General features: G+C 71.3%; 15 protein-coding genes and 1 riboswitch. Of the genes, 6 read left to right on the forward strand and 9 right to left on the reverse strand.

Annotation, left to right across the window (positions count from 1 at the left end; translation table 11 throughout):
• Positions 1-40: 40 nt before the first annotated feature.
• Positions 41-817, reverse strand: coding sequence for a CPBP family intramembrane glutamic endopeptidase (locus tag G531_RS24285; RefSeq protein ID WP_051214955.1), 777 nt, complete (start codon positions 815-817; stop codon positions 41-43).
• Between the two features lie 48 nt (positions 818-865).
• On the opposite strand from G531_RS24285, the gene aroQ reads away from it, so the two are divergent.
• Both aroQ and G531_RS0102665 read left to right on the forward strand, forming a co-directional pair.
• On the forward strand, positions 866-1,306 hold the full coding sequence (gene aroQ / locus G531_RS0102660; RefSeq protein ID WP_026926067.1) for a type II 3-dehydroquinate dehydratase: 441 nt from the start codon (positions 866-868) through the stop codon (positions 1,304-1,306).
• A gap of 93 nt (positions 1,307-1,399) precedes the next feature.
• The gene (locus G531_RS0102665; RefSeq protein WP_026926068.1) at positions 1,400-1,939 is read left to right on the forward strand and encodes a type 1 glutamine amidotransferase domain-containing protein; all 540 of its coding nucleotides are present in this window, start codon (positions 1,400-1,402) and stop codon (positions 1,937-1,939) included.
• Positions 1,940-1,976: 37 nt separating this feature from the next.
• On the opposite strand, the gene G531_RS19955 is transcribed toward G531_RS0102665, so the two are convergent.
• The 4 genes from G531_RS19955 to G531_RS19965 are packed head-to-tail and all read right to left on the reverse strand — an operon-like array spanning position 1,977 to position 6,275.
• Positions 1,977-2,732 carry an ATP-binding cassette domain-containing protein gene (locus G531_RS19955; RefSeq protein WP_051214956.1) on the reverse strand — a complete coding sequence of 252 codons (756 nt, stop codon included), beginning with the start codon at positions 2,730-2,732 and terminating at the stop codon, positions 1,977-1,979.
• Positions 2,729-3,586, reverse strand: coding sequence for an ABC transporter permease (locus G531_RS0102675; RefSeq protein WP_081683767.1), 858 nt, complete (start codon positions 3,584-3,586; stop codon positions 2,729-2,731). The genes G531_RS19955 and G531_RS0102675 overlap by 4 nt, the downstream gene beginning before the upstream one ends.
• On the reverse strand, positions 3,583-4,698 hold the full coding sequence (locus tag G531_RS19960) for an ABC transporter permease (protein WP_162143133.1): 1,116 nt from the start codon (positions 4,696-4,698) through the stop codon (positions 3,583-3,585). The genes G531_RS0102675 and G531_RS19960 overlap by 4 nt, the downstream gene beginning before the upstream one ends.
• On the reverse strand, positions 4,683-6,275 hold the full coding sequence (locus G531_RS19965) for an ABC transporter substrate-binding protein (protein ID WP_051214958.1): 1,593 nt from the start codon (positions 6,273-6,275) through the stop codon (positions 4,683-4,685). Before G531_RS19965 ends, G531_RS19960 begins: the two co-directional genes overlap by 16 nt.
• A 58-nt stretch (positions 6,276-6,333) precedes the next feature.
• Between G531_RS19965 and G531_RS26070 the strand changes: the two genes are divergently transcribed.
• Complete coding sequence (locus G531_RS26070; protein ID WP_026926070.1) at positions 6,334-6,693, forward strand: ArsR/SmtB family transcription factor; 360 nt, start codon at positions 6,334-6,336, stop codon at positions 6,691-6,693.
• Positions 6,694-6,725: 32 nt separating this feature from the next.
• Here G531_RS26070 and G531_RS0102695 read toward each other — a convergent pair whose 3' ends face one another.
• Positions 6,726-7,082, reverse strand: coding sequence for a DMT family transporter (locus G531_RS0102695; protein ID WP_245630455.1), 357 nt, complete (start codon positions 7,080-7,082; stop codon positions 6,726-6,728).
• A 1-nt stretch (position 7,083) separates the two neighbouring features.
• Positions 7,084-7,398 (reverse strand): DMT family transporter, encoded by a 315-nt coding sequence (locus G531_RS0102700; protein ID WP_026926072.1) that lies wholly within the window; start codon positions 7,396-7,398, stop codon positions 7,084-7,086.
• A 19-nt stretch (positions 7,399-7,417) separates the two neighbouring features.
• Positions 7,418-7,479: riboswitch (guanidine-III (ykkC-III) riboswitch) on the reverse strand.
• 101 nt (positions 7,480-7,580) lie between these two features.
• Here G531_RS0102700 and G531_RS0102705 point away from each other — a divergent pair.
• Together G531_RS0102705 and G531_RS0102710 are read left to right on the forward strand one after the other, a co-directional pair.
• Entirely contained in the window at positions 7,581-8,387 is an 807-nt protein-coding gene (locus G531_RS0102705) for an alpha/beta fold hydrolase (RefSeq protein ID WP_026926073.1), read from the forward strand.
• A gap of 72 nt (positions 8,388-8,459) precedes the next feature.
• Entirely contained in the window at positions 8,460-9,293 is an 834-nt protein-coding gene (locus tag G531_RS0102710) for an aldo/keto reductase (RefSeq protein ID WP_026926074.1), read from the forward strand.
• Positions 9,294-9,311: 18 nt separating this feature from the next.
• Here G531_RS0102710 and G531_RS0102715 read toward each other — a convergent pair whose 3' ends face one another.
• Positions 9,312-9,560 (reverse strand): hypothetical protein, encoded by a 249-nt coding sequence (locus G531_RS0102715; protein WP_145978637.1) that lies wholly within the window; start codon positions 9,558-9,560, stop codon positions 9,312-9,314.
• A gap of 207 nt (positions 9,561-9,767) precedes the next feature.
• On the reverse strand, positions 9,768-11,972 hold the full coding sequence (locus G531_RS19970; protein WP_245630454.1) for a heavy metal translocating P-type ATPase: 2,205 nt from the start codon (positions 11,970-11,972) through the stop codon (positions 9,768-9,770).
• A 102-nt stretch (positions 11,973-12,074) separates the two neighbouring features.
• On the opposite strand from G531_RS19970, the gene G531_RS0102725 reads away from it, so the two are divergent.
• The gene (locus G531_RS0102725) at positions 12,075-12,758 is read left to right on the forward strand and encodes a TetR/AcrR family transcriptional regulator (protein WP_081683769.1); all 684 of its coding nucleotides are present in this window, start codon (positions 12,075-12,077) and stop codon (positions 12,756-12,758) included.
• The last annotated feature ends 11 nt before the right edge of the window (positions 12,759-12,769 follow it).

Genomic DNA, 12,769 nt, shown 5'->3' on the forward strand with positions numbered 1-12,769 from the left:
TTTCACTTTCACGTGCAGAGAAGGAGCTGCGGAGACGGCCTCAGCGAACCCGTTGTTGGCGTACGCCGGGCCGCAGCGACACCAGGCCGATCACGACCGTCGCCACGAGCACGAGTACCGCATAGACCCGCAGATCGAAGGCGGCGTAGCCCCCGGGCAACAACTCCGGGGTCGCATTGAGCAGCGCATGGAACCCGATCGCCGGAAAACTGGTCTCGTCGGTCAGCCGGAATAGCAGACCCATCAGCACCCGGGTGACCACGGTGATGGCGCACTGCAGCACGATCCAGCCGACGTCGTGACCCTGCGCCGGGTAGGGCACGACATGCCACCCGGCCCAGACCACCCCGATGATGAGGCCCGCGGGGATGACGCCGTAGCGCTGCTGCAGCGGGTGGGTGGCGTACGCGGTCCAGCCGAGCTCCTCGAAGATCGCCCCGACCCAGAACACCGCCACCACCAGCAGCGCCACCCCCGGGTGCACCGGCGATCCACCCGCAGCGACGCCGCGCACCCGGTCCACGGCGTACGCGACGAGCAGCAGCGCGGGCACGATGGCCAGGGACACCACCAACCACCGGGTACGCCGGATCCGCCGCACATCGAAGGCCGACGCCAGCCACCGGCGTACGCCCGCGGGGCCGTCATCGGCCAGGATCAGGCCCCCGGCCACCAGGAACGGCACCACGATCATCACCACGCTGGGCGGCAGCCCGAACGGGACGCTGAGGTCGAGGCGATTGAGCAGATAGAACGGTACCGACGCCACCAGGGTCAGCACCAGGAACAGCCACGGACGACGGGTCGACCAGCGCATGCCTCGAGCCTATTCCCGCGCCGGGCCGCCCGGCCGTAGCCTGCCGGGGTGAGCGATTTCATTGCCGTCCTGAACGGACCGAATCTGAACCTGTTGGGCACCCGGGAACCGGCCGTGTACGGCTCGGACACCCTCGCCCGGGTCGAGCACCTGTGCACCGAGACCGCCGAGCGGTACGGACTGGCGGTGAAGTTCCTGCAGACCAATCACGAGGGCGAGATGCTGGACCGGATCCACCAGTGGCGGGCCGAGGCGGCCGGCTTCGTGGTCAACGCCGGCGCCTGGACGCACACCTCGATCGCGCTGCGGGATGCCCTGGTCACCGTGGAGAGCCCGCTGCTGGAGGTGCACATCTCGAACGTGCACGCCCGCGAGGCGTTCCGCCACCACTCCTACCTGTCCGACATCGCCGCCGGGGTGATCGTGGGCTGCGGGATCCAGGGATACCAGTTCGCGATCGAGCGGATCGCCGCGCTGCGCGAATCCTGATCCCCGCGCCCTCGCGGGTCGTCGCCGCCCGGCGTACCGTGGAACCAGACCCGGGCGCGACCCATCGGGCCCGGCCCCACCGAAGGAGGACCGATGACCGACCTCACCGGTAAGAAGATCGCGATCCTGCTCACCGACGGGTACGAGGATTTCGAACTCGCCCGCCCGTGGGAGATGCTCCGGGCCGCCGGGGGCTCGCCGCAGCTCATCGCGCCGAAGCACGGACCGGTGCACGGCAAGGACGGCCACAGCCAGACCGTCGACGCCCAGGCCAAGGATGTCGATGCCTCGGAGTACGCGGCCCTGGTGCTGCCCGGGGGCGTCGTCAGCGCCGATCACCTGCGGACCGATCGCCACGCGGTGGAGTTGGTCCTCGGCTTCGTGGAGACCGACCGACCGATCGCGGTGATCGGCCACGGCGCCTGGATCCTGATCGAGGCCGACGGCGTCGACGGGCGCACGATGACCAGCTACCCGAGTCTGCGGACCGACCTCACCAATGCCGGCGCCACCTGGCTCGATGAGGAGGTCGTGGTCGATCGTGGCCTGATCTCCAGCCGCACCCCGGCCGACCTCACCGCCTTCACCGCCGCGCTGCTGCGCGAGTTCGCCGCGGTGCCCCAGCAGGCCTGACCCGAGTACGCCCCGGGCCGGAGCGGTCCCGTCCGGGTCAGGCCCCGGGCTGGATCAGCCCGTCGGCCAGCCCGATCACCCGGGCGCCCGATCCGGCCGCGGCGTACTCGCCGACCACCCGGGCGACCGCCGGATCGTGGGTGACCACGAGCACCAGCGCGCCCGCCGCGGCGCGGGCCCCGATCGCCGCCGCGATCGCGTACGCCGTCGCGGGATCGAGCCCGGCGGTCGGCTCGTCGCACAGCAGCACCTCGGGGTCGGCGGCCACGGCGGCGGCCAGCGCGGCCCGACGCAGTTCCCCACCGGAGAGCTGATCCGGACGCCGGTCGAACCGATCGGGGGACAGCGCGACCCGCGCCGCCAGCGCCGGTAGATCCACTCCGGGGGTGGCCTCGCGCAGTTGGGCCGCGACGGTCCGCGTCGCGGTGAACCCCGCCTCGGCGGTCAGGACGCCCAGGTGTCGGCCGCGCAGCCGCTGCCACCCGTGCGCGCTCAGCCGGGTCAGTTCGTACGCCTGCCCGGCCAGTTCCGCGGCGAGCGTCCCGGTGGTCTGGGCACCGGCCGGCAGCAGCCCGGACAGCGCCCGCACCAGCATCGTCTTCCCGGCCCCCGACGGACCGGTCACCACCGTGGCCCCCGGCCCCAGGTCCAGGTCGAGCGGGCCCAGTACCGGCACCCATCGCCCCCGCTGCCGCGGGTGTGGCAGCCGCACCGCGAACCGGCGTACGCCCACCCGGGGCAGCGTCCGGGCGACCTCGGCCACTCCCGCCGGGACCACCGACCCCGCGGTCACAGGCTCCGCCCCCGCCCGGGCCGGGCGAGCGCGGTGATCGCCACGGTCACCGACACCAGTGCCGCCACCGGAACCGCGAGCTGCCACCAGGCGCCGCTGAAGATCGCCTGCTGGGCCACATTCAGCTGCACCCCGAGCGAGGGCTGGTGCGGCTGCAGGCCGACCCCGAGGAAACTCAGCGTCGCCTCATGCCAAATCGCATGCGGAATCATCAGCGTGAACGCCGCCGCGGCGTGCGGCACCACCGCCGGCACCAGAAAGTGCCGGGCCAGCCGCAGCCGGGTCGCGCCCAGCGCCAGCGCGCCCCAGACCACCTCCGAGGACCGGGCCGCGGCCAGCGCCGAGCGCACCACCCGCGCCAACTGGGGCCAGTGGGTCAGTGCGATCGCGAGCACCATCGCCGGGATCGAGCCGCGGAAGAACACCACGATCACGATGCCGGCGATCAGATGCGGCACGGTCCCGGCGACGTCGATCAGCCACACCACCACCGCATCGACCCGCCCGCCGGACGCGCCGGCCGCCGTACCCAGCACCAGGCCCAGGACGGTCGCCCCGGCCGCCCCCAGCAGTGCGACGGTGAGCGAGATCCGCAGCCCCGCCGCGGTCGCGGCGAACACCGATCGGCCGGCCGGATCGGTCCCGAACCAGTACGCCGCACTCGGCGGCAGCGACGCCCGGGAGTAGTCGATCGCCAGCGGCTGATACCCCACCGCACCGAACACCGCCCACGCCGCGATCAGCGCCAGCACCACCAGCGCCAGCAGCCGCGGTCCGCGGGCGGCCCACGGGGTGACCGGCCGGCCCGGTTGCCAGGGCACCGACCGCCAGCGCAGCGCGGTCAGCCCGCTCATCGCGCCACCTCCGGGTCCGCGATCACCGGATCCCCGACCACCGGATCCCCGACCACCGCGTCGGCGTACGTCGAGGCGGGCGGTCGGGGTGCGATCCGGCCGCTTCGCCCGGTCGGGCGGGTCCGCGGATCGAGCACCCAGCCGAGCACATCGCCGGACAGATTCGCCGAGACCACCACCGCGCCCGAGGCCACGGTGAGCGCGGCCAGCAGCGCGAAATCCCCGCCCAGGGCCGACTGCACGGTCGCCTGCCCGAGCCCGGGCCAGCCGAAGACCGACTCCACCAGGACAGTTCCGGTGATCAGCTCCGGAATCCGGGCGGCGAGCACCATCGCCGACGGCCCGGCGGCGAGCGGGACGACGTGGCGGGCCAGGACGGTCGCTTCGCCGACGCCGCGGGCCCGGGCGCCGGTGACTGCCTCGGATTGCCAGGCATCGCTGAGCGCGGCCCGGGTGTGCACGGTGATCTGTGGCCAGGCGCTGACCGCGACCACCAGCATCGGCAGTCCCAGATGGGCGAGGACCTCGGCCGGGGTCAGCGCGGCCCCCGGTTCGGTGAGTCCCCCGGCCGGCGCCCAGCCCAGGTTCACCGCGAACACCGCGATCGCCGCCAGCGCGAGGATGAACGCCGGCGTACCCGCCACCACCGCCGCCAACGAATTGAGCAACCGGTCCAGAACACCCCCGGGACGCCGCGCCGCCGCCAGGGCCGCGGCCCAGCCGGCCAGTCCGGCGAGCAGCAGTCCGCCGGCCCCGAGCAGGACCGTCCAGGGAGCCCGGTCGGCGAACACGGCGGCGACCGGTCGGCGGTAGGTCGCCGACCAGCCCCAGTCGCCGCGCAATGCCCCGCCGGCCCAGTCCAACCAGTGCTGCCACCAGGGCAGCTGCGTCCCGAGCCGTTCGGCGATCCGGGCCCGGGTCGGCCCGTCGGCGAACTCGTTCGCGGCCCCGAGGTACGCCGCGACCGGGTCGATCGGGGCGTACTGGATCAGCGCGAACAGCAGCACGGTGACCCCGATGATGCCGGCCGCCCCGGTAAGCAACCGCAACCCGACCACCCGCGCGTACGCCGCCGGCCGCCCCCGAGCCGGGCGGGCTATTTGCGCAGCCACGACTGGATGCTGCGCCACGGCCCCCAGGCGGCACCGTGCTCGTGCGGTTCGGTGATGTGCTGCACGTCCAGCCACTGATTCAGGCCGGCGGCGAGATAGACGTGGTCGATCGCGACCAGGCACAGCAGCGCCGGATCGTCCAGGTAGCGTTGCTGGATCTCCCGGTACGCCTGGGTCCGTTGCTCCCCCGAGCTCACCCGGCCGACCTGCAGCAGTTCGTCGATGCGCGGGTTGGCGTACCCGGAGGGATTGCGGTACGGATCGGCCGGATCGAAGGTCGCGCCCCGGCCGTCCAGCAGCGGGGAGATGTGCTGGTCGGGGTGATAGGGCATGTCGCCCCCGGCGAACAGCAGGGCGTCATCGGGGATCCGGGCGCCGACCTGGGCGTGCGGCACCGCGACCACCTCGACCGGAACCCCGATCGCGGCCAGATCGCCGGCCACCGCGACCGCCATGTCGCGCCGGCCGATGTCGTCGGCGAAGTACATCAGCCGGAAGCCGAGCGACTGCCCCTGCGCGTTGACCCGGTTCCCGTCCGCGCCGCGGGGCCAGCCGGCCTCGTCGAGCAGGGCCTGGGCGCCCGCGGTGTCGTAACCGAAGCGCGCGTCCGGGTCGAACACCTCCCCCTGCGCCGCGGTGAACGGGGTGTAGGCCACCTGCCCGTAGCCGTGCTGCACCCCCTTGAGGATCGCGTCCCGGTTCACCGCCTGGTTCAGCGCCCGGCGTACCCGGGGATCTTTGAGCCCCGGATGGTTGCGGGGGAAGGTGACCGCGCGCACGTCGGCCGAGGCGTTGCGCCAGACCTCCCAGCCGCGCCGGTCGAAGGTCGCCGCCAGCGCGGGGGCGACCTGGGCGCCCTGGATCGATCCCGCGGCGGCCCGCTGCAGCACCGCGTTCTGGTCGGGGACGAAGGCGATGATCAGGTGCGGGATCGGGAGCTTCTGGCGATAGTGCGGGTTGGGTTCCAGCACCAGCGACTCACCGGCGCGCCAGTCGGCCAATTGGTACGGGCCCGACCCGACGGGGGTGTGCACCAGCGGTGAGCTGTCGACGGGCTGGCTGATCAGATCGGCGGGCGCGATGCCGACGGTGAGCAGCGTGTCGAAGCCGGCGTACGGTTCGGACAGCTCGAAGGCGATCTTCCAGTCGTGCGCGGTGACCGACCTGAGCATGGTGAAATGCCCGGCCAGCGGGGAGCCGACCGCGGGATCGATGATCGCGCGGTAGGTCGCCACCACGTCGGCCGGTGTCACCTCCGCACCGCTGGAGAAGCGGCGACCGCCGGCGAGGCGGACCTCCCAGCGGGTGTTGTCGCTGTTCGCGACGGCGTCGGCATCGGCCAGCGCCCACTGCAGTTTGCCCTCGCCCCAGATCGTGTACAGGCCCTCGTAGAACTTGTCGGCCAGGCCGTACATGGCGGCCAACGGGGACAGGCTGGCCGGCTCGGTGCCCTCGGCCAGGGTCAACCGGTCGACCGGATTGTCGGTGCCCGCCTCGTTGGTGCTGCAGCCACTGACTCCCGCGACGGCAGCGACCGCCAGCGCCGCACCGGCGAGCAGGAATGTCCTACGCTGCATCCAGGGCCCCCTCGATAATGTATGCCTGTCGAGGCACACATTACGGGACGGAGGCGGCGTGCATCCCGAATCAGCGCAGCCCGGGCCCGCGGGCCACCTGGCCGCCGCGTCCTCGGCCAGCGCCGCCGTCGGACCGGACGCCCAGGCGCTGACCGCCGCCCTGGCCGACCCCACCCGCTTGCAGTTGCTGTTCGCCATCCACGCCGCCCCGGGAGCGACCACCGGGGTGCTGGCCGAGGCCGCCGGAATCACCCCGAACAATGCCACCAAGGCGCTCAGCCGACTCGCCGATGCGGGGATCCTGCTGCGCCGGGTGGAGGGCCGGTACGCCCACTGGCGACTGGCCGACGCCTCGGTGGCCCATGCGCTGTTGCACCAGCTCGGCGCCCCGCACACCGCCCTGCACCCGCCGCACTGAGTCCGGCCCGTTGCAGCGGGCCGGGTCCGGGGTCAGTCCCGGTCGGCCGGTGCGACGGGTTTGCTCGGGACCAGCTTGAGCCCCACCACCGCGGCGATGATCCCGGTGAGGAAGATGACCTTGCCCACCGAGATGGTCTCAGTGCCGGTCGCCATGGCGTACGCCACCGTCAGCGCGGCGCCGACCCCGGTCCACACCGCGTACGCCGTCCCGATCGGAATGTGCCGGGCGGCCCAACCCAGCCCCAGCATGCTGCAGGTCAGCCCGACCAGGAACACAACGGTCGGAATCGGTCGGGTGAACCCGGCCGACAGCCCGAGCGCGGTGGCCCAGACCGCCTCGAAGACCGCGCTGATCAGCAGCACCGGCCACGCCAGCGAAGCTCGCATGTCAGCTCACCACCTTCAGGCCGACCACGGAGCCGACCAGCAGGACCAGCAGCAGGATGCGCGCCAGCGTCGGCTGCTCCTGCCGGGTCGCGAAGCCCCAGACAACCGTCAACGTCGCCCCGACCCCGACCCAGACCGCGTAGGAGGTACCGGTCGGCAACTCCCGCATGGCGAAAGCGAGGCCGAGCATGCTCACCACCATCGCGACGACGAAAACGATGGTGGGGCGAGGCTTCTTGAAGCCGTCGGACGCCGACAGCGCGATCGCCCACACCGCCTCGAGGACGCCGGACGCAATCAGAATGATCCACGCCATGACAGACAAAACTCCCTTCGGTGGCCGTCTTGTCCGTGCGGGTACAGCTCCCTCGTCCGCGAACCCTGGGCGGGTCGCTGCTCAGCCTAACAAACGGCGCCGCCGGAAGCCCGTTCGCCGACCGGGGTGCCCGCCGCGGGGGCGGGTGCGCGGCGGCGTACCGGCACCGCCAGACTGATCGCATGGATTCTCCCCGCACCGTTCACATCGGCGACCTCGACATCGCCTTCCGCACCGCCGGACCGGAGGGAGGCGAGGGGGACCCCCTGGTGTTCGTGCACGGCCTCGGCGAGGACTCGCGGACCTGGCAGGCGCAGCTGTCCCACTTCGCGGCGCAGCGCCGAGTCTACGCGGTGGACGTGCGGGGCCACGGCCGGTCCTCGCTCGGCGCGGCCGACGGCACGCTGGATCAGTTGGCCGACGACCTGAGCGGCTTTCTGGCCGAGGTCGCCGGGCCGAGTACCTGTGTCGGCTTCTCCATGGGCGGAGCGATCGTCCTGGCTGCGGCGGCCAAACCCGACCCACTGATCCGCCGCACCGTGGTGGTGTGCTCCTCCAGTGTGGTCGGCACCCGGGCGGCCGAGCTGTATCGCACCCTCGCCCAGGACGTCGAGGACCGCGGTCCCGAGTACGCCGCCGAGGCCGTGCGGGCCAACCTCGAGACGGCCGTGCTGCGCCGCCCGGCCGATTGGGCCGATCAGGTCGCGCTGCGGGTCGAGGCGATCGGCGACGGCCGGGGGTACGCCAACGGCGCCCGCGCCATGGCGTCGCTGAAGGCGGCGCGGCTGACCGACCGGCTGTCCGCGATCACCGGACCCGTCGAGGTCCTGATCGGCGAACTGGACGAATCCTGCCCCTGGAAGGCCGCCCAGATCATCGTCGACGCGACCCCGGACGCCCACGCGCAGTACCTGCCGGGGGTGGGGCACTTCGTCAACATCGAGGATCCCGCCGTGCTCACCAGCACACTCCAGGCCCTGCTGGACTGACCCAGGGTCGGAACCTGACCGGCGGGCACGCGGATGAGTAGTGTTTCCCGGGAACCGACGACAGGAGTCCTGATGACGAATCTTTCCCCCACGCTGACCCTGGCCAGCGGCGTCGAGATGCCCCAGGTGGCCCTGGGGACCTGGCCGATGGTCGAGCAGGAGTGCGAGCGGGCGGTCCGCAGCGCGTTCGACCTCGGCTACCGCCACGTCGACACCGCGGAGAACTACGAGAACGAGGCCCCGGTCGGCAAGGCGGTCCGCGAATCGGGGATCGATCGCTCCGAACTGTTCGTGACCACCAAGTTCAACCGGAAGTGGCACGGGGACGCCGCCGCCGGCGCCCGGGGGAACCTGGAGCGGCTCGGGCTGGACTACGTCGACCTGCTGCTGATCCACTGGCCGAACCCGGATCAGGACCTGTATGTCAAGGCGTTCGAGACCCTGATCGAGTTGAAGGAGCAGGGCCTGGCCCGCGCGATCGGCCTGTCCAACTTCAAGCCGGCGCACATCGAGCGGATCCTCGCCGCCACCGGCGTCACCCCCGATGTGAACCAGATCGAGATGCACCCCTACTACGACCGCGCCGCCGAGCGGGAGTACCACGCGTCGAAGGGGATCACCACCGAGGCCTGGAGCCCGCTGGGCCGCGACAACGGCCTGCGGGAGGAGGCCGCGATCAAGGATCTGGCCGACAAGTACGGCAAGACCCCGAGCCAGGTCATCCTGCGCTGGGACATTGATCTGGGCGCGGCGACCGCGCCGAAGTCGGGGAACCCGGGCCGGCAGGCCGAGAACCTGGACCTGTTCGACTTCAGCCTCACCCCCGAGGAGATCGCCGAACTGTCGAAGCTGCAGGCCGGTCCCGCGGCGGAGCCGATGCAGGACTCCGACGTCTTCGGGCACTGAGCCGTCTCCCGTCGCGGGTCACTGGTCCCAGTCCTCGAGATCGGCCAGGACCTGCGGCGGGAGCGCTCCGTCGAGTTGATCCAGTAACTGGACCACCTGATGGGCCCGGCGCTCGCGGGCCCGGGAGATCTCCTCGGCCCGTTCCACCGCCAGTCGCGCCAGCAATTCACCGCGACACGCGGCCGGCCATCGACGTGCCGCGACGTCAAGGGCGCGCGCCACGTCCTCGGTCACGATCACCTGTACGCACCTGGGGCTGATTGGCATACGTGCCAGTGTGACATCTGGTCCGGGTGAACCGCAGGCCGTCAAGGGGACAATTTTCAGGGGACAAGCCAGCCGTCACGGCGATGTGCGCGCCGTCACGTGGGCCGATCCTGCCACCAGAGGCCGCTGCCGGGGCCCGTGCGGCCGATTCGACCCGACTGGAGTCAAGATCGGCCCACCGGGGCCACCGCACCGGGCGCCGGCGGCTCAGCGCTGGAGGATCCGCTGCGCCGAGGCCTCCGGGGACAGGTCCAGCCGCCGCAGCAGCTGCGCGTTGAGCGCCACCACGATCGTCGACAGCGACATCAGGATCGCGCCCACGCTCATCGGCAGCACGAACCCGATCGGGGCCAGCACCCCGGCCGCCAGCGGCACCGAGATGAGGTTGTACCCGGCCGCCCACCACAGGTTCTGCACCATCTTGCGATAGGTCGCGCGGGACAGTTCGATCACCGAGAGCACCGACCGGGGATCGGAGGAGGCCAGGATCACCCCGGCCGACCCGATCGCTACATCGGTACCCGCGCCGATCGCGATCCCCACATCCGCGCGGGCCAGCGCCGGGGCGTCGTTCACCCCATCGCCGACCATCGCAACCCGGCGCCCCTCGGCCTGCAACTCGGCGACCTTGGCCTCCTTGTCCTCGGGCCGGACCCCGGCGTACACCCGATCGATGCCGAGCTCCTCGGCCACGGTGGCCGCGACCGCCTGGGCGTCGCCGGTGATCATCACGACCTGGATCCCGAGCTTGTGCAGGGCATCCACCGCCTCGCGGGACTCCGGCCGGATCTCATCGGCCAGTCGCAGCGCCCCGATCACCGTGCCGTCGGCGAGCACGTGCAGGATGATCGCACCCTGGGCCCGCCACTGGTCGGCCACCGGAAGTTCGGCCGCGGCATGCTGCTCGAGCAGGTTCGGTCCACCGACCTCGATGATCCGGCCGGCGACTTCGGCCCGGACCCCGACTGCCGGGGAGGAGGAGAAGTCCTGGGGGTGCGCCACCTCGAGCTCGCGCGCCGCGGCAGCCGCCACGATCGCCCGGGCCAGCGGATGCTCCGAGGGCATCTCCGCGGCGGCAGCCAGCGCCAGCACCTCGTCGGCGTCGTGCCCGGGGGCCGGTTCGATACCGGTGACGGTCGGCTCGCCCTTGGTCAGGGTGCCGGTCTTGTCGAACAGGACCGTGTCGACGTTCCGCATGGATTCCAGGGCCAACCGGTCCTTGATCAGTACGCCACCCTTGGCGGCCCGCTCGGTGGCGATCGACACCACCAGCGGGATGGCCAGGCCCAGGGCATGCGGGCAGGCGATCACCAGCACGGTGATGGCGCGGATAATGGCCTGGTCCGGCCGGCCCACCAGCGACCAGACGATGACGGTGATCACGGCTGCCACCAGGGCGAACCAGAACAACCACCCGGCGGCGCGATCGGCGATCCGCTGGGCCCGCGACGACGAGGCCTGGGCGTCGGCGACCAGGCGCTGGATGCCGGCCAGGGCGGTGTCCTCGCCGATCTTGTTGATCCGCACGCGCAGCCCCGAGTCGGTCGCGACGGTGCCGGCCACCACCTCGTCCTCGGGCCCCTTGCGCACGGTCTGGGATTCACCGGTGATCATCGACTCGTCCATGCTGGCCGTGCCGTCGATGATCACCCCGTCGGCGGGCACCGAGGCACCTGGCCGCACGATCACCACGTCCCCGATGGCCAGGTCGGCCGGCGCCACGGTCCGGATCTGCTCACCGTCGATCACTTCGGCCTCGTCGGGCAGCAACGCGGCCAGCGAGTCCAGGGCCGAGGAGGTCTGGGCCAGCGACTTCATCTCGACCCAGTGGCCGAGCAGCATGATCACCACCAGCAGAGCCAGTTCCCACCAGAAGTTCAGTTCGTGACTCAGCAGACCGAGGCTGCTACCCCAAGAGGCGATGAAGGCGGTGGTGATCGCCATCGCGATCAGCAGCATCATCCCGGGCTTGCGGGAGCGGATCTCGCTGACCCCACCGGTGAGGAAGGGCCGCCCGCCCCACACGTAGATGACGGTGCCCAGGATCGGCGAGACCCATTGCACCCAGGGCTGGTCCGGCAACGAGTACCCCAGGATCGAGGCGAACATCGGGCTGAACGCCACCGTCGGGATCGCCAGGATGAGCATGATCCAGAACAGCCGTCGGAACATCGCGACGTGATCCATGTGCCCACCGTGACCGGAATGATCCATGTGTCCGCCATGGCCCGAGTGGTCCTTCTGCCCACCGTGACCGGAGTGATCCATGTGCCCGGCATGACCCGAGTGATCCATCTGCCCGTGATCCATCTGCCCATGGCTCATCCGGTCATGGTCCATCTTTTGGTCGTGGTCCATCTTTTGGTCGTGGTCCATCTTTTGGTCGTGGTCCATCTGGTGCGACATGTCCATGGTCTTGATCTTATACCCCATAGGGGTATAAGCAACCCCTTCTGAGCCCCCTGATTTTCGCCCGGATCGGCATTACCCCCGGAATGAATGTATGTTCACGGCATGACCGGGAAGACCACGCCGATCTCCCCCGCCGGGGAGTCAGCCACCCCTGAGGACACCGAGCCGAACCTCGTCGCCGCCCAGCGCCGCGAGCAACTGCTCGCCGCAGCCACCCGGTTGATCGAGCGGTCGGGCTCCCGCGCGGTGTCCATGCTGGCGATCGCGAAGGAGGCCGGGGTCAGCGTAGGCCTGATCTATCGCTACTACGACAGCAAGGAGACCATCCTGCTGTCGATCATCGAGGACGTGCTGACCAACCTGCTGAACCAGGTCACCCGCGCGATCGCCGAGGCCGGCCCCGATCCGGTACGCCAGGTCGCCGCGGCCCTCGAGGCTGCCATCCGGGAAACCGACCAGAACCGCATCTCCGCGGTGCTGTCCTACCGCGAGACCCGGGCGCTCAACGAGGTGTCCCGGGCCCGGATCAAGGACCTCGAACTGCAGGATCTCGCCCCGATCGTCGCCTCGATCCGGGCCGGGGTCCGCGCCGGCGTACTCCACCAGGTGGATCCGGAACTGGCCGCCTACGACGCGATGGTGCTGGCGCACACCTGGGCCCTCAAGCACTGGTACTTCGCCCGGAAGATGTCCCTGGAGACCTATATCACCCGCCAGCAGGCCCTGTTCCTGCGCGCCCTGATCCGTCCCGAACACCACCCCGCGTACGCCGACCTGCTCGGCTGAACCGGGCCGGC

The organism is Granulicoccus phenolivorans DSM 17626 = NBRC 107789 = JCM 15570, assembly GCF_000423085.1.
Lineage (GTDB): Bacteria > Actinomycetota > Actinomycetes > Propionibacteriales > Propionibacteriaceae > Granulicoccus > Granulicoccus phenolivorans.